The organism is Pseudomonas sp. S2_E01 (genome assembly GCF_054668365.1).
This window is the reverse complement of record NZ_CP162762.1, coordinates 3,150,889-3,174,459: the sequence shown is the minus strand read 5'-3', so window position 1 is coordinate 3,174,459 and position 23,571 is coordinate 3,150,889. Positions and strand designations below refer to the sequence as shown.

Here is a 23,571-nt window from a genome sequence, read left to right as displayed (position 1 = left end):
TCGGTGGTCTCCTAACGCATCACAAACGGGTCAGGCATGGGGGCCTGGGAGAGGTTGATCCACACCGTTTTCAGTTCGGTGTAGGCCAGCACCGAGTCGATGCCGCTTTCGCGTCCATAGCCACTGTTCTTGAAGCCGCCGATCGGCGCCATGGCCGAGACCGCGCGGTAGGTGTTGACCCAGATGATCCCTGAACGCACATCCCGCGCCAGACGGTGGGCGCGACCCAGGTCGCGGGTCCAGATGCCGGCGGCGAGGCCGAACTGGGAGTCGTTGGCAATCGCCAGTGCTTCGGCTTCGTCCTTGAAACGGATGACCGACGCCACCGGGCCAAAGACTTCTTCCTGCATGATCTTCATCGAGTTGCGGTCGCACTCGAACAGCGTCGGCTCGTAGAACCAGCCGTCACCCACGCCGCTCGGACGTTTGCCCCCCGTGCGCAGGCGCGCACCCTCTGCGATGGCGTCCGCCACCAGGCCCTCGACGACCGCCAATTGTTGTGCGGTGGCCATCGGGCCCATTTCGCTGGTGTCCTCCTGCGGGTTGCCGATGCGGATGCGCTGGGCGCGTTCCACCAGGCGACCCACGAACTCGTCGTAGATTTCGTCTTGCACCAGAAGGCGCGAGCCGGATACGCAACTTTGCCCGGACGCGGCGTAGATCCCGGCGATGGCGCCGTTGATCGCGCTGTCGAGGTCTGCGTCGGCAAAAATGATGTTCGGCGATTTGCCGCCCAGCTCCAGCGACAGCTTGGCGAAGTTCTCGGCGCTGCTGCGCACCACATGCCGGGCCGTCGCTGCGCCGCCGGTGAAGGCGATCTTGCGCACCAGCGGATGGCGGGTGAGGGCCGCACCGGTGCTCGGGCCGTAGCCGGTGACCACGTTGACCACACCCGGTGGAATGCCGGCTTCCAGGGCCAGGCGAGCCAGTTCCAGAATGGTCGCCGAGGCGTGCTCGGAGGGCTTGATCACGATGGTATTGCCGGCGGCCAGGGCGGGCGCGAGCTTGATGGCGGTCAGGTACAGCGGGCTGTTCCAGGGGATGATCGCGGCGACCACGCCCATGGCTTCGTGCACGGTGTAGGCAAACAGGTCCGGCTTGTCCAGCGGCAGGGTGCCGCCTTCGAGCTTGTCGGCCAAGCCTGCGGTGTAGTGGAAGAACTCCGGCAGGTAGCCGACCTGGCCGCGGGTCTCGCGGATCAGCTTACCGTTGTCGCGGCTTTCCAGCTGGGCCAGGTTTTCCTTGTTCTCGGCGATCAAGTCGCCCAGGCGACGCAGCAGTTTGCCGCGAGCAGTGGCGGTCAGGCCGCGCCAGGCCGGGCTGTCGAAAGCGGTCTGCGCAGCCTGAACGGCGCGCTCGACATCGGCTTCATCGGCATCGGGCAGTTCGGCCCAGGGTTCGGCCAGGGCCGGGTTCAGGCTTTCGAATGTCTTGCCCGAGAGGGCATCGACCCATTCACCGCCGATGCACATCTGAAAGCGTGCGAGTGTCATGCAACGATCCCCTTTATAGGATTTTGTCGGGCGTGCGCAGTGTCGAGAAACTCGAGCAACAACTGGTTGACCAGGCGCGGCGATTCTACGGGCATCATATGCCGCTGTTCGGCCAGTACGGCAACCGTTGCGCCGGGAATGCGCTCGGCCAGTTGCCGGGCCATTTCCGGGGTGGAGCCGGGGTCCAGTTCGCCGGTGGCGACGAGCGTCGGTGCCTGGATAGAAGCCAGGTCGTCGGCGCGGTACATGTCCTGGGTGGCGAACAGTTCGTAAGTGGTGAGGTAGCCCTGCGGGTCATTCTCGGCCAGGGTCTGGCGCAACGCGGCGATCTGAGCCGGGTTGGCGGCCTGGTATTCACGGCTGAACCAGCGCGAGAGCGCCGCTTCAGCGTTGGCATCCGGGCCGTGCTCGGCCGCCTGGGCGGTGCGGGCAATGACGCCGGCACGCTGTTCGGCGGTGCGATTGAACACGCTGTTGAGTACCACCAGGCCTTGCAGGCGTTGCGGGTAATGCAGGGCGAAGGCTCGCGCCACCAGACCGCCCATGGAGAAGCCGATCACGGTCGCCTGGGGCAACTGCAAGTGATCGAGCAGCTCCAGCAACTGGTCGGCATAACCGAGCAGTGGCGTGCCGCTTTCCGGGCGCGGGCTGGCGCCATGACCCAGCATGTCATAAGCGATCACGCGGTACTTCGTGGCCAGGCCAACGACCTGGCCGCCCCACATTTCTTTATTCAGGCCCACGCCGTGGATCAAAACCACAGGCTGGCCTTGGCCGGTCGCCAGATAACTGGTGCCAGCCGGGGTGCGTTCAGCGGTGAGCCGAATCATGGAGCGCTCCTGCATACCTTTTTGTTGTAGTGACCGACCGTCTTACTGGGCTTTTTCGGCGGCCAGTTCTTCCAGGTCGATGTAGCGGTTGCCGATGCGTGGGTGCAGGCGGCCGCCGTCGGCGCAACCCAGGACCACAACGATTTCATCGGCACGAGGGGCATCTTCGATCTGCATTTCCAGGGTGATGTAGTGCGAACGCTGGCCTTCGTCGTCCTTGTGCATCATCGGGATCTGGATCGAAGTGCCCGGGCCGCCGCGCTTGTTGGTGAAGCTCAGGTAGCTCTTGGCCTGGACCGCTTCGCGATAGTGGTTGCCGAAACGCAGGGTGTGGATCACCGCCGAAGCGTGCTCGATTTCGCCATCGGCACCGACCACTGCGGCCTTGCCGTACGCCTCGATCTTCTCGGCACCACCGATCAGGCCCACCAGGCGCTCGACCATCAGGGCACCGAGGTCGGAGCAGTTGGCGCGGATCTGCGGCTTGAGATCTTCAACGAAACCATTACCCACCCATGGGTTTTTCATGACCACGGCCAGGCCGATCATGGTGACGGGCTTGTCGGTGGCTTTGCCGCCTTCGATAAAGGTCTCTTCGACATAGCTGACGATCTTGCGAATTTCGAAACTCATGAGCTGCTCCATACGGGTGAAGGGTGTCTGTCCGTATGATGGTATACCATAATATCGGCAACGCAAGCGTCCGATACGGGTTTCTGTTGGTGAGGCGACAGAATGCGCGCCCACCACCTGCCTCTGTAGGAGCGAGCACGCTCGCGATGGTCGTCAACGATGACGCTGGCACCCTGATACCCCGCGGTGTTGCCAAGACCATCGCGAGCATGCTCGCTCCTACAGGGGGGAGGTGGACCGAGAATTGGAGTCGCGGTTGTGAGCGTTGCTAGCAAAGTGCCAGAATAGAGCCCCTGCGCAGCATCATTATCAGGCGGCTCTAATGGATGGCCCTGGATTGCGGTATCAACAGGAAGATTTCATCGTGAAACTGGTGCAATCAGATCGATTGCACCAACTGTTTCGTCAGTCGGTTTTAGCGGTGCTCGGCAGTTATCTCGCGGTGCTGATGCTGTGCTGGCTGTGCTGGGACCGTTTCGATCACCGGACGGTTGCGTGGTGGATCGCGCTGCTCACCGCCTCGTCGCTGGTGCGCATCATCATGTTTGCCGCTTATTTTCGCAGCCCCGACCGCGAGCGCACCCCCCAACGCTGGGAGCACATTTACTGGGTCACGCTGGTGCTGTCTGCCAGTATCTGGGGCGGCGGCGCCCTGGCAGTCATCCCGGTCGACGATCTGTTGGGCCAGACAATGGTCATGCTGTTTTGCGTGGGCATGTCGGTGAGTGCGGTGTCCTGCTATTCGGCGTACCGCTACATGACGGTCGTCTCGATCGTCCTGGTGCTGTTGCCTTGTACGGTGTGGTTGTTGGTCCAGCCTTCATCCCTGCAGGTCGGCATGGGCGTGGCGGTGATGGTGTTCGCCTCGTTCGTGTTCAGCGCCACGCGCAGCCTGTCCGAGGCGTTGGAAACCGCCTTTCGGTTGACCCGGGAAATGGAACACGCGCACAACGTATCCACCCGTGCCGCACAGACCGATGAACTCACCGGCCTCAAGAATCGCCGGGCGTTTTTCGAGAATGCACAGCATTTGTTCGGTTATTGTCGGAAAAACCACTTGCCGCTGTGCGCCCTCATGCTGGACATGGATCACTTCAAACACATCAATGACACCTACGGGCACCAGGTGGGCGATCAGGTGCTGCGGCAAATGGGTCAGGTCATCAGTTCCTCGTTCCGTGACACCGATGTGTACGGACGCCTGGGCGGCGAAGAATTCGCCGTCCTCCTGCCAAACACCTCCATCGAGGTGGCCCGTAATATCGCCGAAGAACTGCTGCAGTCGCTCGCTGGCATGATGAGTGCCCCGGTCAATCGGGTTTCGGCCAGCGTCGGTGTTGCCAGCATGAACGACGATGATCACGACCTGCATAGCCTGATGAACAACGCCGACAAGGCGCTGTATCGCGCCAAAGCTCGCGGGCGCAATCAGGTGGCAGTGGCTGAGTAACCGGGTTCAGGACGCTTCCCGATAGCATCCGGGCGTCATGCCGAACCAGCGGATACAGGCTTTGTGAAAGCTGCTCTGGTCGCGAAAACCCAGCAGCGCGCCAATGTATTTCACGCTGCGCACCGAGTTGCGCAGGAAGGTGTGCGCCAGCCTAAGACGCGCTTCATCCTGCAAGGCCGAAAAATGAATGCCTTCATCGGCGAGTCGCCGTTGCAGGCTGCGCGCGCTGATGCCCAACGCCTGGGCGATCCGGTTCAGGTCGCTGGGCACGCCTTGGGCCAGTCTCTCGGCCAGGACCCGACGAACTCGCTCGGTCATCGAGCCATTAAGCATCAGGTTCAGTCGCGTACGGGCATATTCGACATGCAGCACATCCAGTGCCGAATCGGCAGTGGGCAACGCCATCGCACAATCGTCGATGCTGAAACTCAGGCTGTTGTATGACGCACCGAAGGACAGATTCCTGCCAAGCAGTCGCTCCAGTTGGCCGGTGTCTGCGGGCTTGGGGTAAGTGAAACTCGCTGCCACCGGGTCGGGCTTGCGATTGGGCAACAGCCAGTGGACCAGCCCCAGGATCTGCGCGGCCCCGGCATCGATGTAGGCCCGGGGCGTCAGCGACGGCTGGGTGCTGACATCCAGTCCGATCAGTTTTACCGCACCGGGTTCCTGATCCAGGCACATATGAAAGCCGTTGCAGATCAGCGATTGATAGTCCACAAAGCGTTGCAACGCCGCGCCGAGCGTCGGGCAGGACATCACCGCGTAACCCAACACCTCCAGGTTTGCCGGATGCGCGCGGGCATAGGCCAGCAGGCCAATGTCCGGGTTGCCGGTGCGTCCTGCCGCTGCCGCCATGACTTTGTAGACCAGTTCCAGCGGAACGCCATTGGGATTCGCCCAAACCTCCTCGTGGCTACTGCCGAACTCGTTGAGCAAGGCTTCCACGTTGGCTCCCGCGTCGGTCAGGACGTCGGCGAGCACCCGAAAACCGGTGCTGGTCATTCTGTGCATGCGTATTCCCGGCGTAATGGCTAAGTGATGTCGCGAAGCCGGCGCATGATCGCAATAAACAAATGCTCGCAGTCGATTAACACCACCGATGCGTTTCCAAGGACAAGCGAAAGGACTCCGGGAACACTTCCTGCGTGATGGGCGAGCGTTGATGATGGCCGGCAGTCCGCGGGTGCTGGCATAAAGCCAGTTCTGCGCCCGGCTCAATCCTTGTCTATGGATGTGACATGCACAGAGTCAAGAATTTCTACAATGAATTGGCCCAGGGCAAACTGGTGCTGGCGTTTCAACCGGTGGTCTGGATGCCCGACAGCGACCGGATGCTGTATCAGGAAGGGCTGCTGCGACATATCGATGCCAGTGGGGAGGGGGTGTACCCGCTGGTGATGCTCGAACAGTTACAGTCCATGCGAGAGTTGGATCGCAGCGTGGTGGGGTGCGTGATTGATCGCCTGCTGCATGACGAGCACCTGCGCCTGGGCTGCAACATTTCTGCGCAAAGCGCGATCATCGACCCGTTCTGGCACTCGATTCTTGCGCGATTGCGCGAAACGCCTTCGGTGGCGGCGCGACTGGTTATTGAGATCACCGAGAGCGCCACGCCACCGAGCACTTCGGCGGCCATCGAATTTGTCCTGTGCCTGCGTGAGCTGGGCTGCCGGGTGGCCATCGATGATTTTGGCGCGGGTCTGGGCACCCTGGAATTCATCCGCAAAACCCGGCCGGACATCGTCAAGATCGACCAGGGCTACCTGCAACGCGCCCGGCTGGACACCAACAACGCGCAGACGCTCGGTCATCTGGTGCAACTGTGCAAAACGTTGGCACCGTGTGTGGTCATCGAGGGGATCGAGACCGAAGCCGACCGCGCCCTCGCCACTGCGTGCGGCAGTGAGTGGGGGCAGGGTTATCTGTTCGGTCGGCCGCGGATCGACGCGCTGGGTGAGCGCTGTCAGTTGCAGTCGATGCCTGCCTGACGCAGTACGATGCAACGAATGCCCCGCCAGGGCCTCATATGAAAACCGGTGGCGCCTTTGCGAGCGCAGGGCGCCGGCCATTTTCTGAAGGAGGGGTGCCATGACGGCAGCGGAAAAGAATCACGTGGACTGGTTGGTCGGGCAATCGATGCTGTTCGCCGCCAGGCAGCGGGCCAAGCTCTACTCGGGGCAAGGTCGGTTGTGGCAACAACCCTATGCGCAGACCCGTCCCCGTGACGCCTCGGCGCTGGCGTCGGTGTGGTTCACCGCGTACCCGGCGTCCATCGTTACCCGTGAAGACGGCACGGTGCTTGAGGCCCTGGGCGACCAAACCCTGTGGCACGCCCTGTCCAGGATCGGCATCCAGGGCATTCACAACGGCCCGCTGAAGAAGTCCGGCGGCTTGCGCGGCACTCGTCATACGCCGACGATTGATGGCAATTTTGACCGAATCAGTTTCGACATCGATCCGCAACTGGGCACCGAAGCCCAGCTTCAGGCGTTGACGCGCATGGCGGCGGCGCACAACGCGGTGATTGTCGACGACGTCATCCCCTCACACACCGGTAAGGGCGCGGATTTTCGCCTGGCCGAGATGGCCTACGAAGACTATCCGGGGCTCTACCACATGGTGGAAATCCGCGAAGAAGACTGGCCGCTGCTGCCGGAAGTTGCCGAGGGGCGCGACGCGCAAAACCTGAGCCCGCAGCAGGTCGACGCACTTCGTGACAAACATTACATCGTCGGCCAGTTGCAACGGGTGATTTTCTTCGAGCCCGGCGTCAAGGAAACCGACTGGAGCGCGACCCCCGTCGTGATCGGCGTGGACGGCAAGCCGCGTCGCTGGGTCTACCTGCATTACTTTAAGGAAGGGCAACCGTCGCTGAACTGGTTGGACCCCAGTTTTGCGGCGCAGCAGATGATCATCGGCGATGCGCTGCACGCTGTTGACGTGATGGGTGCGAAGATTCTGCGCCTGGACGCCAATGGCTTCCTCGGCGTCGAACGCAAACTCGACGGCACGGCGTGGTCGGAAAGCCATCCGCTGTCGATCACCGGCAATCAGCTACTGGCCGGGGCCATCCGCAAGGCGGGCGGTTTCAGTTTCCAGGAGCTGAACCTGACGGTCGACGACATCGCCGCCATGTCCCACGGCGGCGCGGACCTGTCCTATGACTTCATTACCCGGCCGGCCTACCAGCACGCATTGCTGATGGGCGACGCCGAATTCCTGCGCCTGATGCTGCGCCAGATGCACAACCTGGGCATCGACCCCGGCTCGCTGATCCACGCCTTGCAGAACCACGACGAACTGACCCTTGAACTGGTCCACTTCTGGACGCTGCACGCCCACGACACCTTCCTTTATCAGGGGCAGACCTTTCCCGGCAACATCCTGCGCGAGCACATTCGCGAGCAGATGTATGAGCGCCTGGCCGGCGAGCACGCGCCCTATAATTTGAAGTTCGTCACCAACGGCGTGTCCTGCACCACCGCGAGCATCATCACCGCTGCGCTGGGGATTCGTGACCTCGATGCGATCACTGCGGCAGACGTCCAGCAGATCCGTCAGATTCACTTGCTGCTGGTCATGTACAACGCCATGCAGCCAGGGGTGTTCGCTTTGTCCGGCTGGGACTTGGTGGGGGCGCTGCCGTTGCCGGCGGAGCAGGTCGCCGACCTGATGCTCGATGGCGATACCCGCTGGATTCACCGTGGTGCCTACGACCTGGTCGACCTCAACCCGCAGGCGCAGGTGTCAAATGGGCAGATGCCACGGGCACGAACCCTGTACGGCAGCCTGACGGATCAGTTGCAAGACCCGGACTCCTTCGCCTCGCAGTTGCAGCGCATCCTTGCTGCACGGCGCGCTTACGACGTTGCCGCGAGCCGTCAGATCCTGGTGCCGGACGTTGAGCATCCGGCGCTGCTGGTCATGGTGCATGAATTACCGGCGGGCAAAGGCACGCAGATCACCGCGCTGAACTTCGGCGGCACGGCGATTACCGAAACCCTGCACCTGCCGAGCATTGCACCGGGACCGGTGGTCGACATCATCAATGAACGGGTGGAAGGTGATCTCACGCCCGAAGGGGAATTCACCATTACGCTGGATGCCTATGAGGGGTTGGCATTGCGCGTGGTTATCTGATCCGTATTTTCCGGTGCAATCTGCGCCTGTTATGTACAGGCGCAGCGGCTCACAATGGCAGCACGAACCACAGCAAACCAGGAGGCCGTCATGGCCAAGATGTCTCTGTTCCTCGGCGGCTTTCTCGTGCTGACCCTGTTAATTGGTGCGCTGGCGACGATCTCCCCGGTTTGATTGCTGCGCACACCTGACCTGTAGGAGCGAGCATGCTCGCTCCTACAGGGGCAGCATCACTTCAGATCAAACCGATCCAGGTTCATCACCTTGGTCCAGGCCGCCACGAAGTCCCTGACGAATTTTTCCTTCGAATCGCCACTGGCATAGACCTCGGCGAGCGCTCGCAACTGCGCATGGGAGCCAAAGACCAGGTCCACCCGTGTGCCGGTCCATTTCACCTGGCCGGTTTGGCGGTCCCGTGCTTCGAACGTTTCGCTCGAGGTGGGTTTCCATTCATTCTCCATGCTGAGCAGGTTCTTGAAGAAGTCGTTCGTCAGCTTGTCCTTCTCGTGGGTGAACACGCCGTGGCGAGTCTGCCCGACATTGGTCTCCAGCACCCGCAGGCCACCGACCAGTACCGTCATTTCCGGAGCCGTGAGGGTCAGCAGTTGCGCCTTGTCGACCAGCAGGTGTTCAGATCCAAAGTTGAAGTTGCCCTTGGTGTAATTGCGGAAACCATCTGCAATCGGTTCGAGGAAGCCGAACGACTCGACATCGGTCTGCTCCTGCGAGGCGTCCATCCGCCCGGGTGTGAAGGCTACCGTCACGTTGTGTCCCGCATTTTTTGCCGCTTGCTCGACAGCGGCACTGCCGGCCAGCACGATCAGGTCGGCCAGCGAGATTTTCTTGCCTCCTCCTTGTGCGCTGTTGAACTCACCTTGAATACTCTCGAGCTTGGCCAGCACGTTAGCCAGTTGTTCAGGCTGGTTGGCCTGCCAGAATTTCTGAGGTGCCAGGCGCAGACGACCACCGTTGGCGCCGCCGCGTTTGTCGGAGCCACGGAAGGTCGACGCGGCGGCCCAGGCGGTCGACACCAGTTGCGAAATAGTCAGGCCCGAGGCGAGGATTTTGCTTTTGAGCGCGGCGACGTCGGCGTCGTCGACCAGGGCATGATCGACTTTCGGGATAGGGTCCTGCCACAACAGTTCTTCGCTGGGCATTTCCGGACCGAGGTAGCGCGACAGCGGGCCCATGTCACGGTGGATCAGCTTGAACCAGGCGCGGGCAAAGGCGTCGGCGAGCTGATCGGGGTTTTCCAGGAAGCGCCGTGAGATGGGCTCGTAGATTGGATCGTAGCGCAAGGCCAGGTCGGAGGTTAGCATCCTTGGCGTCTGCCGTTTCGACGGGTCGTGGGCATCGGGAATCATCCCGGCGCCGGCACCGTTTTTCGGGATCCATTGGTTGGCGCCTGCGGGGCTCTTGGTCAGCTCCCACTCGAAACCAAACAGGTTTTCGAAGTAGTTGTTGCTCCATTTCGTTGGCGTGGTGGTCCAGGTCACTTCCAGTCCGCTGGTGATGGTGTCCGGGCCTTTACCGGTGCCGAAACTGTTTTTCCAACCCAGGCCCTGGAGTTCCAGGCCAGCCGCTTCGGGCTCGGGGCCGACGTTGTCGGCGGGGCCGGCACCGTGGGTTTTACCGAAGGCGTGGCCGCCGGCAATCAGCGCCACGGTTTCTTCGTCGTTCATGGCCATGCGGCCGAAGGTTTCGCGGATGTCCTTGGCCGAGGCAACAGGATCCGGGTTGCCTTCCGGGCCTTCAGGGTTGACGTAGATCAGGCCCATCTGCACGGCAGCCAGCGGGTTCTCCAGATTGCGGCCATGGTCGGTGCGGCTGTCCTCGTTGCGTCCAGGTTCGGCCACCAGTGGCACGTCGCCTGGCGGCTGCACCGCCTCCTTGCCTTTGCCGTAGCGGGTGTCACCGCCAAGCCAGGTGGTCTCCGAACCCCAGTAGACGTCTTCGTCGGGCTCCCAGACATCAGGTCGCCCACCGGAAAAGCCGAAGGTCTTGAAGCCCATCGATTCCAGGGCGACGTTACCGGTGAGCACGATCAGGTCGGCCCAGGACAGGTTGCGCCCATACTTTTGCTTGATCGGCCACAGCAGCCGGCGCGCCTTGTCGAGGCTGACGTTGTCGGGCCAGCTGTTGAGCGGGGCAAAGCGTTGCTGGCCAGAACCGGCGCCGCCTCGGCCGTCGCCGGTCCGATACGTACCGGCGGCGTGCCAGGCCATCCGCACGAACAGTGGCCCGTAGTGACCGAAGTCGGCCGGCCACCAATCCTGCGACTCGGTCATCAGCGCCGTCAGGTCGCGCTTGACCGCGGCAAAGTCGAGATCTTTAAAAGCGTTGGCGTAGTCGAAGCCCTCGTCCATGGGGTCGGACAGGGACGAGTGCTGGTGCAGGATCTTCAGATTCAGTTGGTTCGGCCACCAGTCACGGTTGGTCGTGCCACCGCCTGCGGCGTGGTTGAAAGGGCACTTCGATTCATTTGCCATGTGCGGGATACCTCTGGTCGTGTTCGTCCGGCTATCGGGCCCGGAGTGGGCGTTAAACAGCGACGAGCGGAATCGATGCCACAGGTTGCAGGGCCAGCAGTGCGGATGGCCGGGTCAAGCTTGGCTCGTTCCTGACTCCTTTACAGCGCTAATCCGGCCGGCTTATGGCGCCAGCGCAGACTAAGGTTAGACCCGAGTGGGGAAGGCAGCTAATAGGGGCAGTGTTGCGCGTCGATAGGCAGAATCTTTCAGCCTGACGGTGGTGAAGGCGCCTTTGAGGTCGGGTTTGTAGGGGGCTTTTGCGATCTCAGAGGGGAATTTGCGTGGTCGACAGCACGTTACGCAGCCCCATGAAGGAACGGATCTGCCGCACGCCGGGCAAGTACAGCAACTGTTCGGCGTGCAGCCGGTTGAAGCTGTTGCTGTCCTTGGTGCGCAGCAACATGAAGTAATCGAATTCGCCCGTCACCACATGGCACTCCATGCAACCGGAGACCTTTTGCGCCGCTTCTTCGAAGGCGGCGAAGGATTCCGGGGTCGAGCGGTCCAGCACCACGCCAATCAATACCACCATCCCCGCGTCCAGCGCTTCGCTGTCGAGCAACGCGACAATGCCCTTGATCAAGCCGGCCTGCTTGAGACGTTCGACGCGGCGCAGGCAGGCCGGCGCGCTGAGTTTGACCTTGTCCGCGAGGGCCACATTGGAAATGGACGCATCGCGCTGCAACGTCTTGAGAATGGCGCGGTCGATGCGATCCAGCGCATGCGGCTCCGGTGTTGGCGTGGCGGTCTTGTTGCGATGATTTATTGCGCTCAAGGCGATTTCCACACAATAAAAAGATGATCAGTTTGTACATTATCGATTTATGTTTCTTTAACCGCCTGAAACTTGCAACACATATTTTTCGGTTTGTTCTTACCATTGAATTCATCGAAGCCGCCCTGAAACGGCCTGCACATTCAGACCTGTCTTCGGCCTGGCGCCTGGATATTCCATAACAAAGGAGCACACCCATGAACCTGAATCAATTCAAGCGCTACCCGTTGACCTTCGGTCCTTCGCCCATCACCCCCCTGAAACGCCTGAGCGAGCACCTGGGTGGCAAGGTCGAGTTGTATGCCAAGCGCGAGGACTGCAACAGCGGCCTGGCCTTCGGTGGCAACAAGACCCGCAAGCTTGAATACCTGATCCCCGAAGCCATCGAACAGGGCTGCGACACCCTGGTGTCGATCGGTGGCATCCAGTCCAACCAGACCCGTCAGGTGGCCGCCGTTGCAGCCCACCTGGGCATGAAATGCGTGCTGGTCCAGGAAAACTGGGTGAACTACTCCGACGCCGTGTATGACCGGGTGGGGAACATTGAAATGTCGCGGATCATGGGCGCCGATGTGCGGCTCGACGCAGCCGGTTTCGACATCGGCATTCGCCCGAGCTGGGAGAAGGCCATGAGTGACGTCAAGGAGCGCGGCGGCAAGCCGTTCCCGATTCCCGCCGGTTGCTCCGAACATCCTTACGGCGGCCTGGGCTTCGTTGGTTTCGCCGAGGAAGTCCGCGAGCAGGAGAAAGCGCTGGGCTTCAAATTTGATTACATCGTAGTGTGTTCCGTGACCGGCAGTACCCAGGCGGGCATGGTGGTGGGGTTCGCCGCCGATGGTCGCTCGAAGAACGTCATTGGCATCGACGCCTCGGCCAAACCGGCACAGACCAGGGCGCAGATCCTGCGCATCGCCCGGCACACCGCTGAACTGGTGGATCTGGGCCGGGAAATTACCGAGGAAGACGTGGTGCTCGACACACGTTTCGCCCACCCAGAATACGGCCTGCCCAACGAAGGTACCCTGGAAGCGATCCGCCTGTGTGGCCGACTGGAAGGGGTGCTGACCGACCCGGTGTACGAAGGCAAATCCATGCACGGGATGATCGAAATGGTCCGCCGTGGCGAATTCCCCGAAGGTTCGAAGGTGCTGTACGCACACCTCGGCGGGGTGCCGGCCTTGAATGCCTACAGCTTCCTGTTCCGTAACGGCTGATTCTGGGCAATCTCCTGAAACCCCTGTAGGAGCGAGCTTGCTCGCGATGCGGTGTGTCAGGCGACCCGGTGCTGTTTGACCCACCGCATCGCGAGCAAGCTTGCTCCTACAGATAGAGCACCAGCAGAACCTTCGAACCGCAGGAGCACTGTCATGCAGACGAGACCGCAATCCGCAATCTGGATCAAGGAACCTTCGGCGGACGCCGGGGTGGTCATTGTCAGCAGCGTCGAATTGCCCAAGTACATGATCGACCAGTTGCATCTGGCCATCGATGACTGGGACCAGGTGGCGTATCTGGCGGTCAATCAGTCGCGGCAACTGATGCTCGACTGGTTGCGGGTCGAATCCGGGACGCCACCTTCGTCGTTGGCCGATGCGAGCGATGCCAGGCAGCTATTGTGTCGTGTAGCCAAAGGCAGTTTCCTGTTGGAGGTCGAAGCCGGAACGAGCCCGGGCCTGGCCTGGCTGGGCTCCGTCTGCGGACATCCGTTGCGCGTGATCGACCTGGGCGCCGTGGCGTTGTCCATTGAACAGATGGATCAGCAAGTCGAACAGGTGCTGACGGCGATCCGTCGCTTGGCGAAAAGCTTGTTGCAGGAGCGTGGTGTCATTTAATCAGTGCAGGAGATGGCCATGAGTTCGTCCCAGTCGCAGGCTCACGCATCGGGGCCAATCACGCAAGATGAAGAAGAAATCACCGAGTGGCGCGACGCCCTGTTGTCGGTGATCGCCCATGGCGGTGCCGAACAGGCCAGGCGGATCATGGACAGGCTGGTGACACTGGCCAGCACCGCCGACATCGGTTGGCGGCCGCGTCATGGCACACCGTACATCAATACCATCAGCGTCGAGCAGCAACCGGTGTACCCCGGAGACCTGGCGATGGAGGAGCGCCTGGCTTCGATCATGCGCTGGAATGCGCTGGTCATGGTCGCGCGTGCCAATCAGGCCTACGGCGAGCTGGGCGGCCACATCGCCAGTTATGCCAGCGCCGCCGATCTGTTCGAGGTGGGCTTCAACCATTTTTTCCAGGCCCGTAACGACAGCAGCGGCGGTGACCTGGTGTTCTACCAGCCGCACTCGGCACCCGGCGTGTATGCACGAGCGTATCTGGAAGGGCGCCTCGAAGAACAGGACCTGCAGCATTACCGGCAGGAGATCGGTGCGCGCGCTCACGGTGCCCGGGGGCTGTCGAGCTACCCGCACCCGTGGTTGATGCCGGACTTCTGGCAGTTCCCCACCGGCTCGATGGGCATTGGTCCGATCAGTTCGATCTACCAGGCGCGTTTCATGCGTTACCTGGACCATCGCGGCTTGCAGGACACTGCCGGGCGGACCGTCTGGGGTGTGTTTGGCGACGGCGAAATGGATGAGCCGGAAAGTATGTCGGCCCTGACCCTGGCGGCGCGTGAAGGCCTGGATAATCTGGTGTGGGTGGTCAACTGCAACCTGCAACGCCTGGACGGCCCGGTGCGGGGCAATGGTCGAATCATCGACGAGTTGGAAGCGCTGTTCGGCGGCGCGGGCTGGAACGTGATCAAGCTGGTGTGGGGTTCTGACTGGGACGGCCTGTTTGCCCGCGATCATGAGGGGGCGCTGGTCAAGGCGTTGTCCAGTACGGTCGATGGCCAGTTCCAGACCTTCGCCGCCAAGGATGGACGCTTCAACCGCGACCATTTTTTTGGCCAGAACGAAGCCCTCGCGAAATTGGCCCAGGGTCTCACTGACGAGCAGATCGACCGCCTCAAACGTGGCGGCCATGACATGGTGAAAATTTTCAGCGCCTATCACAGCGCCATGCGTGAAGGCACCAAGCCCACGGTGATCCTGGCGCAAACCAAGAAGGGCTTCGGCATGGGGGATGCAGGGCAGGGCAAGATGACCGTGCACCAACAGAAGAAGCTCGACAAGGATGCGTTGATCGCCTTCCGCAACCGTTTCAATCTGCCGTTGAGCGATGAACAGGCCACCTCGCTCAGCTTCTTCAAACCGGCTGCCGACAGTGCCGAAATGCGTTACCTGCACGAGCGCCGCCAGGCTTTGGGCGGCTACCTGCCGTCGCGGCCAACGAGCGCTCCGTCAATCAAGGTGCCGGACATCGACAGCTACGCCAGCTTCGCCATTGCCGCCGACGACAAGGCAATGTCCACCACCATGGCCTTCGTGCGCCTGCTCAGCGGTTTGTTGCGCGACAAGCAGCTCGGCCCCCGCATCGTGCCGATCGTCGCCGACGAGGCCCGCACCTTCGGCATGGCCAGCCTGTTCAAGCAGATCGGTATTTACTCCAGTGTTGGTCAGCGTTACGAGCCAGAAGACATCGGCTCGATCCTGAGCTACCGCGAAGCGCTGGACGGGCAGATCCTCGAAGAGGGTATCAGCGAGGCCGGAGCGATCAGCTCCTGGGTGGCGGCTGCCACCAGTTATTCGGTGCACGGCCTGCCGATGCTGCCGTTTTACATTTACTACTCGATGTTCGGCTTCCAGCGCATCGGTGACCTGGTCTGGGCGGCGGCCGACCAGCGGGCGCGGGGTTTCCTGCTAGGGGCAACTGCGGGGCGTACGACCCTCGGCGGTGAAGGCTTGCAGCACCAGGATGGCAACAGCCATTTGATGGCGTCGATGGTGCCCAATTGCCGGGCGTACGACCCGGCGTTCGCCGGAGAGTTTGCGGTGATCCTGGACCACGGCATGCGTCAGATGCTCGAACGTCAGGTCGACGAGTTCTACTACATCACGCTGATGAACGAAAACTACCCGCAGGCCAATGTGCCGGAGGGGGCCGAGGCTGCAATCATCAAGGGCATGTACCTGTTCGGCCGACATGAAGTCGAGGATGCGCGCGGCACCGTGCAGTTGCTGGGCTCAGGGGCGATCCTGCGGGAAGTGATCGCCGCCGCCCAATTGCTGGCCAGCGACTGGAATGTCGACAGCGAGGTGTGGAGCGTCACCAGCTTCACCGAGCTGGCGCGTGACGCCCGCGACATCGAACGCTGGAATCGCCTGCACCCCACCGAGCCGCAGCGACGCAGTCATGTCGGCGAGTCGCTGACAGCCACGGCGCCAATCGTCGCCTGCACCGACTATGTGCGCGCCTTGCCGCAACTGATCGCCAGTTATGTGGCGGCGCCGTACAGCGTGCTTGGCACCGACGGTTTTGGCCGCAGCGATACCCGCAGCCAGTTGCGCAGTTTCTTTGAAGTGGACCGCCATCAGATCGTGCTCAGTGCGTTGACCTCGCTGGTGCAGACTGGGAGTCTGGAGCCCGCCGTCTGCGCAAGAGCGATTGCGCATTACGCCATCGATATCGATGCGGTCGCGCCCTGGGACGCTTGAACTTGAGACTGGGGGCGGTTCAACGCCTGTCTTGGCAGTGTGCTGGCGGAGTACCGGCGGCGGGTGCTGTGACGGCGGATGGCGTGGGATTGGTCTTTCGGGAGGTCAGCAGGACGATCCCGGTCACGACGATCGCGCCGCCGATCACTTGTCCGGTGCTGAGCATCTGGTCCAGCACGACCCAACCCATCAGCAGCGTGGCCAGTGGTTCGATGTTCATCACGGGCGCGTTGCGGGGCATGTCCAGGCGCGGCACCGAAATGAACAGGACGATGAAGCCGGTTCCGTAGAGCACCACCAGCGTAGCCAGCGCCCACCAGCCCGTCGCGCTGGCCGGCAGGTTGAGGCCGCCGGGGAGGGCGCCGGTCAGCCCGGCCAGGTTGACGCTGCTGAATACGATGAAAATGGTCAGCAGACTGCGTACCGAACCGCGCACCTGAGACAGTTTGTGATCGGTGATCCATAACGCGCAGGCGAAAACGCTGGCGGCGCAGAATGCCAGCGCGACCCCGAGCAACCACTCGGGGCCGACGCTGCTGTTGGCGGCGAGACGTCCCGGTACGTCAAGCACAAACACCAGGCCCAGCAGAATCAGGCTCATCAGTGCTGCGGTGCGCGCTGTCGGACGCGGGCCACCCAAGGCCCAAGTCAGCAATGCCAGCAGGATCGGAAACACGTTCCCCACCAGCAGTGCCAGGGCCACTGGCACCCGGGCGACCGCTGAGTAAAGACACAGGCTCTGGGTCGCGATCAGCAAACCCAGCAGCAATTGCCAGCGCCATGCACCGGCAGGCAAGCGCAAGCTCTGCCGCTGCCACAACACCAGCGCGGCCAGCACCAACAACGTTCCGCCCGAGCGCATCAGAATCGCCAGCAACACCCCGGCGCCGTCATCGAATGCCACGCGGGCGGCCACATGGTTGCCGGCAAAGGCGCAGCCCATGCACAGCAGGATCAATACGGCGAGGTGGCGGGGAAAGGGCAGTGGAGCGGTCTGGCGGTTCATGGCAGGTCTCTGGCGACGGCAGGATTTTTATTATGTTGTCGTACGACTTGTGGGTTTTTACCGCATATGGTTCGACGGGACAAGGTTCCAGGTGCGATGAGGTCGTACGACTTGGGTTTACCATTTTTTTTCGTGCGGACACATTGCAGATACATGCGCGGGTTTTCATGGCAGTGTCCCATCCCCACACAGAGAGTTCTGCCATGTTCCGCAAACTGCAGCATGCCGCCCGATTCCTCAGTCAGAGCGCCCGCCTCATGGTGGGCGTTCCGGATTACGACAACTACGTGGCCCTGATGGCGCGCAATCATCCGGGGGAGACGGTGATGAGCCAATCGGCGTTCTTCCGTGAGCGCCAGGAAGCGCGTTATGGCAAGCGCAGTTGCACGACTCGCTGTTGCTGAAGCTTGAAGCGAAGAGCCCTGGCTTGTGAGAGTCAGGGCTTTTTTGTGTCTGGCAGGTTTGTGTTGGCTGTGCTGGCCTCGTCGCGCCGCCTAGATGAGGCCGTGACTTGTTCGAAGATGTAACAGGCAAGCGAACCCCCTTGCCGAGAAACTGAACAGGTGTTTAGTATCGGCGTCAGTTCGTACCTCAAGTCCAACTACAAAAACGACGAGGGCCTTTCATGACATCGCTACCTTCATTGCTCAATCGCGTTGAAAACGGCATCGCCTGGATCACCCTCAACCGTACCGAGCAACGCAATGCGCTGGACATTCCCACCCTCAAGGCCCTGATCGAGGCGCTGGAAGCCCACGACGCCAATCCCGCCGTGCGGGTGCTGGTTTTGACGGGCAACGGCAAGGGTTTTTGCGCCGGTGCGGACGTGGCGGAGTGGGCGGATGCCGAGCGTCGCGGCATCCTCGAAACCTACGGCTGGACTGAAACCGCGCATCTGCTGATGAACCGACTGCACGGCTTTAGCAAACCCACCATCGCCGCCATCAACGGCATCGCGGTGGGCGCCGGGATGGATCTGAGCCTGTGCTGCGACCTGCGGGTGGCTGCTCGGTCGGCAAGGTTCAAGGCCGGTTATACCGGCATGGCCTACTCGCCGGACGCAGGCGCCAGTTGGCACTTGCCGCGCCTGATCGGCGTCGAGCAAAGCAAGCGATTGCTGTTTCTCGATGAACTGTGGAGCGCCGACCGTGCGCTGGCCGCCGGCCTGGTGGGGGAAGTCTGCGCCGACGAAGAATTGCTCGCCCACACCACGGCACTGGCCACGCGCCTGGCCAACGGCCCAACCTTTGCCTTTGCCCAGACCAAGGTGCTGCTGCGCGACGGCGCAGGGCGCAGCCTCGCCGAACAACTGCACGCCGAACAGGCCGCCGGCCTGCTTTGCGGGCGCAGCCAGGACGGCGTCGAAGCCCTCAAGGCTGCCGTGGAAAAACGCACGCCACACTTCATCGGCCAGTAATCGAACCGCAGGTACGCTCATCATGAATTTTCAACTGACCCAAGAGCAGGACATGTTGGTCGAGTCCGTGCGCAGCTTCGTCGAAAAAGAACTGCTGCCCCATGAAGAGGCCGTCGACCGTGCCGATGCCGTTCCACCTGAACTGGCCGCGCACATTCGCGCCAAGGCGCTTGCCGCCGGTTTTTACGCGTTCAACATGCCCGAGGAAGTGGGCGGCGGTGGCCTCGATTACCTGTCCCAGGCGCTGATCGAGCGTGAATTGTCCAAGGTCTCGTGGGCGCTGCATGTATTCGTGGCGCGTCCCTCGAAAATCCTGATGGCCTGCCAGGGCGCGCAGATCGAGGATTACCTGCTGCCCTGCGTACGCGGGGAGAAAGTTGATTGCTTTGCGCTGACCGAACCGGGTGCCGGCTCCGATGCCAACGCGATCAAGACCCGCGCCGTGCGTGACGGCGACGACTTTGTCATCAACGGCAGCAAGCATTTCATCAGCCATGCCGGGCATGCCGATTTCGCCATCGTGTTTGCGGTCACCGACACCTTTGAGCACAAGGGTCGCCCACGCAACGCCGTGACTTCGTTCCTGGTCGACTGCGACACCCCGGGCATGACCATCCGCCGTGGTCCCAAGTGCGTGAGCAACCGGGGTTATCACACCAGCGAAATCTTCTTCGACGACTGCCGCGTACCCGCTTCCAAGGTGCTGGGCGAAGTCGGCAAGGGCTGGGACGTGGCCAACGCCTGGCTGACGGCCGGGCGGGTGATGGTCGCGGCCAATTGCGTGGGCCAGGCGCAGCGGGCGCTGGACGTGTCGCTGCAATGGGCCGCGGACCGCAAACAGTTCGGCCATGCCATCGGCACGTATCAGGGCATCTCTTTCAAGCTGGCGGACATGGCCACCGAAATTCGCGCCGCCGAACTGTTGGCCTTGAACGCCGCCTGGAAAATGGACCAGGGCAGCATGACCGATGGCGATGCCGGCATGGCCAAGCTGTTCGCCAGTGAAGTGCTGGGGCGCGTCGCGGATGAAGCGGTGCAGATTTTTGGCGGCATGGGGCTGATGGACGAGGGACCGGTGGAGCGCATCTGGCGCAACGCACGGATTGAAAGGATCTGGGAAGGCACTTCAGAGATCCAGCGGCACATCATTTCCCGTGAACTGCTGCGGCCGCTGCTGCGCTGATTGGCCAAGGAGCCTCCCATGTCGATCAGAGATAACCTCAAGCGTCTGCTCCAACCGCGTCACCTGGCATTCGTCGGCGGACGCAGCATGGCGCGGGCGCTCAAGCGCTGCGCCGAGGGTGGCTTTGCCGGCCCGATGTGGCTGGTCAATCCGCAGCATTCGAATCTCGAAGGCGTGCCCTGTGTGGCTTCTATTGCCGAGCTGCCGTGCGCACCCGACGGCGTATTTATCGCGACCAATCGTGAACTGACGCTGGACTGCGTCCGCGAGCTGGCCGTCAAGGGCGCCGGTGGGGCGATCTGCTACGCCTCCGGTTTCGCCGAAATTGGCGAAGCCGGCGCGGCGTTGCAACAGACGCTTTTGCAAGCAGCCGGCGACATGGCGTTGCTCGGCCCCAATTGCTACGGCTTGCTCGACTACCTCCACAATGTGGCTTTGTGGCCGGTGGCCCATGGCGGCAAGACAGTGGAGAAGGGCGTGGCGATCCTGACCCAGAGCGGCAACTTCGCCTACAACCTGTCGATGAGCGACCGCTCGCTGCCGCTGGCGTACATGGCGTCGGTGGGCAATCAGGCGCAACTGGGCGTCGCCGAGTTGATGGATGTCCTGCTCGACGAGCCTCGGGTCACCGCCATCGGTTTGCACCTGGAAGGGCTGAAGAGCGTCCCGGGATTCGCTCGCGTCGCGCACAAGGCCCTGGAGAAAGGCATTCCGATCATCGCTTTGAAAACCGGCGTGTCGCAGATCGGCGCCGAGTTGGCGCTCAGCCACACCAGCTCGCTGGCGGGCTCCGATGCGCTGTACGACAGTTTGTTTGCGCGCCTCGGGGTGATCCGTGTCAGCGGTCCGGTGAGTTTTGTCGAAACACTCAAGGCGGCGGCCTGCGGTAACTTGCCGAAGGGGCCGAGCCTGATTGCGCTGGCCTGTTCCGGGGGTGACGCCGGGCTGATCGCCGACTACGCCGAACGCAACCACTTGAGCTTGCCCAAACTCGCCGCCGATCAACGGGTCGAGTTGGCGCAGGTGCTGCCCGGTTATGCCAATCTGGTCAATCCGCTGGACTTCACCACGGCCATCTGGGGCGACCGCGACGCGCTGGAAAAGATGCTCGAAACGGCCCTGCGATCCCCGGCCGACGCGGCGCTGTTGGTGCTCGACTATCCGGCCGAATTTACCGGCGAGCGCAAGGAGTGCGACCTGTTGCTGGACTTGTTTTGCCAGGGGCTCGAGCGACACGGCAAGGTGGGTTTCGTCACCTCGGCGTTCCCCGAGCTGCTGCCAGCCAGCGCCCGTGAGCGCCTGCACGGCCAAGGCGTGGCGGCGTTGCAGGGCGTCGAGGATGGCCTGGCCGCCTGGGCCCGTATCGCCCATTACCGCGCGCGCCGGGACGTTTTGCTCGATGATGGCGAATCGTCGCTGGCGCTGCTCTGTCCGCAAGCGGTGCAAGGGCGGGGATGCCTGTTGGATGAATGGCAATCGAAACAGGCTTTGCGCCCGTTCGGCCTGCCCTTGCCTGACGCGCGCCTGTGTCGTCCGGACCAGGCCCTGGAGCAGGCGCGCAGCCTCGGCTACCCGCTGGTTCTCAAGGTGGTCAGCACTGATCTGCCGCACAAGACCGAAGCCGGCGGCGTTGCCCTCAACCTCAAGGACGAACAGGCCCTGAGCGCCGCACTTGAGCGCATGCGCAGCAACCTCGCGGAACATGCGCCGGGTGTGGCCTTCGATCAGGTCCTGCTCGAACGCATGGCAGCACCACCGCTGGCGGAGTTGATCGTCGGCATCAAGCGCGAAACCGGCTTCGGCCTGGCGCTGGTCATCGGCGCTGGCGGGATTCTGGTCGAGCTGCTCAAGGACAGTCGCAGCCTGTTGCTGCCTACCACCGACCAGGCCATTCATGACGCGCTGCTGGCGTTGCGTTGTGCGCCCTTGCTCACGGGTTTTCGCGGCGGCCCGGCAGTGGACATGCCGGCGCTGGTGCGGGCGATTCGCGCGGTGGCGGACTACGCCTGCGAGAACGCCGAGCGCCTGCTGGAGCTGGATGTGAACCCCCTGCTCGTCAATGCCGAAGGGGCGGTGGCGGTGGATGCACTGATCCGCCTGGCCTGAGCACTCACGATAAAATTTCAAGGTCTATCCAATGAATGTACTGATACTCCACGCCCACCCGGAACCGCAATCCTTCACCAGCGCCTTGCGCGATGAGGCGGTGCAGACCTTGCACGCCCAGGGGCACGAGGTGCGGGTTTCCGATCTATACGCGATGAACTGGAACCCGGTGGCCAGCGCCGAGGATTTCTCTGAACGCGATAACCCCGACTACCTGGTATACGCCCTCGAACAGCGCCTTGGGGTCAAGAGCAAAAGTCTCGCGCCGGACATTCAGCAGGAACTGGACAAGCTGCTGTGGGCTGACCTGTTGATTCTCAATTTCCCGATCTACTGGTTCTCCATGCCGGCCATTCTCAAGGGTTGGATCGATCGGGTGCTGGTGTCCGGCGTGTGCTACGGCGGCAAGCGCTTTTACGATCAGGGCGGCCTGGCCGGCAAGAAGGCGTTGGTCAGCGTGACCCTCGGCGGGCGCGAACACATGTTCGGCGAAGGCGCGATACACGGCCCGCTGGAAGACATGCTGCGGCCGTTGCTGCGTGGCACCCTGGCGTATGTCGGCCTGGAGGTGCTGCCGCCATTCGTGGCGTGGCACGTGCCTTACATCAGTGGTGAGGCCCGCGCGCAGTTCCTGACTGACTACCGTGAGCGTCTGACACATCTGGAACAGGATTCGCCACTGGTTTTCCCGCGTCTCGAGCAGTTCGACGAAGCGCTGTATCCCATCCGCTGACGCAATGTTGTACCGTCTGCCATCGACTGTCTTACGGGCTGGAACACTATGGCTGAAGAAGCGCGTTTTCTGCGCATGGACCCCCAATTGCGCAAGGCCAATCTGGTGGCCGCTACGCTGACATGCCTGAAAAAATACGGCTTTGTCGGCACCTCGATCCGCAAGATCTGCGCCGAAGCCGGGGTGTCGGTCGGGTTGATCAGTCATCACTATGCCGGTAAGGATGAATTGGTGGCTGATGCTTACTTGCACATCACCGGGCAGGTGATGAGCCTGCTGCGCGAAGCGGTGGCCAATGCAGGGGAAGGTGCCCGCGGCCAATTTTCGGCGTTCTTCGAGGCGTCGTTTTCCCCGCGCATGCTCGACCCGGAGCTGCTCGAAGCCTGGCTGGCGTTCTGGGGCGCGGTGAAAACCGCCGATGCGATCAACCGCGCCCACGATCACTCCTATGGCGAGTACCGCACGATCATGGGCGAAACCTTGCGATTGTTGGCGCACGAGGAGGGCTGGGAGGGCTTCGACGCAGGCTTTGCAGCCATCGGCCTGAGTGCCTTGCTCGACGGGTTGTGGCTGGAAGCCGGACTCAATCCCGACACCTTCACCCCGGCTCAGGGCGTGCAGATTTGCGAAGCCTGGGTCGATGGCCTGCAGATGGGCGGGTATCGTCGCTTCGTCGTGGCGTGAATCGCGCTTGTTGATCGCCTGTTCAGCAAGGGCTAGAGTG

General features: G+C 62.2%; 19 protein-coding genes. 12 read left to right on the top strand and 7 right to left on the bottom strand.

The window, feature by feature from the left end:
- Positions 1 to 11 precede the first annotated feature (11 nt).
- The 3 genes from AB4O36_RS14485 to AB4O36_RS14475 are packed head-to-tail and all read right to left on the bottom strand — an operon-like array spanning position 12 to position 2,956.
- A complete protein-coding gene (locus AB4O36_RS14485; protein ID WP_460126314.1) occupies positions 12 to 1,493 on the bottom strand; it encodes an aldehyde dehydrogenase in 1,482 nt (493 codons plus the stop codon).
- Positions 1,490 to 2,323, bottom strand: coding sequence for an alpha/beta fold hydrolase (locus AB4O36_RS14480; RefSeq protein ID WP_460126313.1), 834 nt, complete (start codon positions 2,321 to 2,323; stop codon positions 1,490 to 1,492). Before AB4O36_RS14480 ends, AB4O36_RS14485 begins: the two co-directional genes overlap by 4 nt.
- Positions 2,324 to 2,365: 42 nt before the next feature.
- On the bottom strand, positions 2,366 to 2,956 hold the full coding sequence (locus AB4O36_RS14475) for an amino acid synthesis family protein (RefSeq protein WP_460126312.1): 591 nt from the start codon (positions 2,954 to 2,956) through the stop codon (positions 2,366 to 2,368).
- Between the two features lie 322 nt (positions 2,957 to 3,278).
- Between AB4O36_RS14475 and AB4O36_RS14470 the strand changes: the two genes are divergently transcribed.
- Positions 3,279 to 4,406: a GGDEF domain-containing protein gene (locus tag AB4O36_RS14470; protein WP_460142093.1), complete on the top strand. Its 1,128-nt coding sequence runs from the start codon at positions 3,279 to 3,281 to the stop codon at positions 4,404 to 4,406.
- Between the two features lie 6 nt (positions 4,407 to 4,412).
- Here the strand turns inward: AB4O36_RS14470 and AB4O36_RS14465 are convergent, their stop codons facing one another.
- Positions 4,413 to 5,417 carry an AraC family transcriptional regulator ligand-binding domain-containing protein gene (locus AB4O36_RS14465; protein ID WP_460142092.1) on the bottom strand — a complete coding sequence of 335 codons (1,005 nt, stop codon included), beginning with the start codon at positions 5,415 to 5,417 and terminating at the stop codon, positions 4,413 to 4,415.
- 227 nt (positions 5,418 to 5,644) lie between these two features.
- Between AB4O36_RS14465 and AB4O36_RS14460 the strand changes: the two genes are divergently transcribed.
- Both AB4O36_RS14460 and treS read left to right on the top strand, forming a co-directional pair.
- Entirely contained in the window at positions 5,645 to 6,394 is a 750-nt protein-coding gene (locus AB4O36_RS14460; protein WP_460142091.1) for an EAL domain-containing protein, read from the top strand.
- 100 nt (positions 6,395 to 6,494) lie between these two features.
- The gene (treS, locus tag AB4O36_RS14455) at positions 6,495 to 8,546 is read left to right on the top strand and encodes a maltose alpha-D-glucosyltransferase (RefSeq protein WP_460142090.1); all 2,052 of its coding nucleotides are present in this window, start codon (positions 6,495 to 6,497) and stop codon (positions 8,544 to 8,546) included.
- Positions 8,547 to 8,776: 230 nt separating this feature from the next.
- On the opposite strand, the gene katG is transcribed toward treS, so the two are convergent.
- On the bottom strand, positions 8,777 to 11,035 hold the full coding sequence (gene katG, locus AB4O36_RS14450; protein WP_460142089.1) for a catalase/peroxidase HPI: 2,259 nt from the start codon (positions 11,033 to 11,035) through the stop codon (positions 8,777 to 8,779).
- A gap of 307 nt (positions 11,036 to 11,342) precedes the next feature.
- Positions 11,343 to 11,852, bottom strand: coding sequence for an Lrp/AsnC family transcriptional regulator (locus AB4O36_RS14445; RefSeq protein ID WP_460126306.1), 510 nt, complete (start codon positions 11,850 to 11,852; stop codon positions 11,343 to 11,345).
- Between the two features lie 197 nt (positions 11,853 to 12,049).
- On the opposite strand from AB4O36_RS14445, the gene AB4O36_RS14440 reads away from it, so the two are divergent.
- The 3 genes from AB4O36_RS14440 (at position 12,050) to mdeB (ending at position 16,402) form a co-directional block, all read left to right on the top strand.
- A complete protein-coding gene (locus AB4O36_RS14440) occupies positions 12,050 to 13,066 on the top strand; it encodes a 1-aminocyclopropane-1-carboxylate deaminase (RefSeq protein ID WP_460126305.1) in 1,017 nt (338 codons plus the stop codon).
- Between the two features lie 153 nt (positions 13,067 to 13,219).
- Positions 13,220 to 13,684, top strand: coding sequence for a transketolase (locus AB4O36_RS14435; protein WP_460142088.1), 465 nt, complete (start codon positions 13,220 to 13,222; stop codon positions 13,682 to 13,684).
- 18 nt (positions 13,685 to 13,702) lie between these two features.
- On the top strand, positions 13,703 to 16,402 hold the full coding sequence (mdeB, locus tag AB4O36_RS14430; RefSeq protein WP_460142087.1) for an alpha-ketoglutarate dehydrogenase: 2,700 nt from the start codon (positions 13,703 to 13,705) through the stop codon (positions 16,400 to 16,402).
- A gap of 19 nt (positions 16,403 to 16,421) precedes the next feature.
- On the opposite strand, the gene AB4O36_RS14425 is transcribed toward mdeB, so the two are convergent.
- On the bottom strand, positions 16,422 to 17,408 hold the full coding sequence (locus AB4O36_RS14425) for an EamA family transporter (RefSeq protein ID WP_460126300.1): 987 nt from the start codon (positions 17,406 to 17,408) through the stop codon (positions 16,422 to 16,424).
- 203 nt (positions 17,409 to 17,611) lie between these two features.
- Between AB4O36_RS14425 and AB4O36_RS14420 the strand changes: the two genes are divergently transcribed.
- From AB4O36_RS14420 to AB4O36_RS14395, 6 genes are all read left to right on the top strand, one after another.
- Positions 17,612 to 17,812 (top strand): YbdD/YjiX family protein, encoded by a 201-nt coding sequence (locus tag AB4O36_RS14420; RefSeq protein WP_460126298.1) that lies wholly within the window; start codon positions 17,612 to 17,614, stop codon positions 17,810 to 17,812.
- Between the two features lie 221 nt (positions 17,813 to 18,033).
- Positions 18,034 to 18,825, top strand: a complete 792-nt coding sequence (locus AB4O36_RS14415; RefSeq protein WP_460142086.1) for an enoyl-CoA hydratase/isomerase family protein — start codon at positions 18,034 to 18,036, stop codon at positions 18,823 to 18,825.
- A 22-nt stretch (positions 18,826 to 18,847) separates the two neighbouring features.
- Positions 18,848 to 20,008, top strand: coding sequence for an acyl-CoA dehydrogenase family protein (locus AB4O36_RS14410; protein ID WP_460142085.1), 1,161 nt, complete (start codon positions 18,848 to 18,850; stop codon positions 20,006 to 20,008).
- Between the two features lie 18 nt (positions 20,009 to 20,026).
- Positions 20,027 to 22,114 (top strand): acetate--CoA ligase family protein, encoded by a 2,088-nt coding sequence (locus tag AB4O36_RS14405; RefSeq protein ID WP_460142084.1) that lies wholly within the window; start codon positions 20,027 to 20,029, stop codon positions 22,112 to 22,114.
- 31 nt (positions 22,115 to 22,145) lie between these two features.
- On the top strand, positions 22,146 to 22,847 hold the full coding sequence (locus tag AB4O36_RS14400) for an NAD(P)H-dependent oxidoreductase (protein WP_460126291.1): 702 nt from the start codon (positions 22,146 to 22,148) through the stop codon (positions 22,845 to 22,847).
- A gap of 48 nt (positions 22,848 to 22,895) precedes the next feature.
- Positions 22,896 to 23,531, top strand: coding sequence for a TetR family transcriptional regulator C-terminal domain-containing protein (locus AB4O36_RS14395; RefSeq protein ID WP_460126289.1), 636 nt, complete (start codon positions 22,896 to 22,898; stop codon positions 23,529 to 23,531).
- Positions 23,532 to 23,571: the final 40 nt, after the last annotated feature.

What these genes read in the sequence shown, in the direction of transcription:
- mdeB (WP_460142087.1), top strand. Translation starts at nt 13,703, where the DNA reads ATGAGTTCGTCCCAGTCGCAGGCTCACGCATCGGGGCCAATCACGCAA.
- katG (WP_460142089.1), bottom strand. Translation starts at nt 11,035, where the DNA reads ATGGCAAATGAATCGAAGTGCCCTTTCAACCACGCCGCAGGCGGTGGC.
- AB4O36_RS14425 (WP_460126300.1), bottom strand. Translation starts at nt 17,408, where the DNA reads ATGAACCGCCAGACCGCTCCACTGCCCTTTCCCCGCCACCTCGCCGTA.
- AB4O36_RS14420 (WP_460126298.1), top strand. Translation starts at nt 17,612, where the DNA reads ATGTTCCGCAAACTGCAGCATGCCGCCCGATTCCTCAGTCAGAGCGCC.
- AB4O36_RS14400 (WP_460126291.1), top strand. Translation starts at nt 22,146, where the DNA reads ATGAATGTACTGATACTCCACGCCCACCCGGAACCGCAATCCTTCACC.
- AB4O36_RS14465 (WP_460142092.1), bottom strand. Translation starts at nt 5,417, where the DNA reads ATGCACAGAATGACCAGCACCGGTTTTCGGGTGCTCGCCGACGTCCTG.
- AB4O36_RS14470 (WP_460142093.1), top strand. Translation starts at nt 3,279, where the DNA reads ATGGATGGCCCTGGATTGCGGTATCAACAGGAAGATTTCATCGTGAAA.
- AB4O36_RS14460 (WP_460142091.1), top strand. Translation starts at nt 5,645, where the DNA reads ATGCACAGAGTCAAGAATTTCTACAATGAATTGGCCCAGGGCAAACTG.
- AB4O36_RS14410 (WP_460142085.1), top strand. Translation starts at nt 18,848, where the DNA reads ATGAATTTTCAACTGACCCAAGAGCAGGACATGTTGGTCGAGTCCGTG.
- AB4O36_RS14405 (WP_460142084.1), top strand. Translation starts at nt 20,027, where the DNA reads ATGTCGATCAGAGATAACCTCAAGCGTCTGCTCCAACCGCGTCACCTG.
- AB4O36_RS14415 (WP_460142086.1), top strand. Translation starts at nt 18,034, where the DNA reads ATGACATCGCTACCTTCATTGCTCAATCGCGTTGAAAACGGCATCGCC.
- AB4O36_RS14440 (WP_460126305.1), top strand. Translation starts at nt 12,050, where the DNA reads ATGAACCTGAATCAATTCAAGCGCTACCCGTTGACCTTCGGTCCTTCG.
- AB4O36_RS14475 (WP_460126312.1), bottom strand. Translation starts at nt 2,956, where the DNA reads ATGAGTTTCGAAATTCGCAAGATCGTCAGCTATGTCGAAGAGACCTTT.
- AB4O36_RS14435 (WP_460142088.1), top strand. Translation starts at nt 13,220, where the DNA reads ATGCAGACGAGACCGCAATCCGCAATCTGGATCAAGGAACCTTCGGCG.
- AB4O36_RS14395 (WP_460126289.1), top strand. Translation starts at nt 22,896, where the DNA reads ATGGCTGAAGAAGCGCGTTTTCTGCGCATGGACCCCCAATTGCGCAAG.
- AB4O36_RS14480 (WP_460126313.1), bottom strand. Translation starts at nt 2,323, where the DNA reads ATGATTCGGCTCACCGCTGAACGCACCCCGGCTGGCACCAGTTATCTG.
- treS (WP_460142090.1), top strand. Translation starts at nt 6,495, where the DNA reads ATGACGGCAGCGGAAAAGAATCACGTGGACTGGTTGGTCGGGCAATCG.
- AB4O36_RS14485 (WP_460126314.1), bottom strand. Translation starts at nt 1,493, where the DNA reads ATGACACTCGCACGCTTTCAGATGTGCATCGGCGGTGAATGGGTCGAT.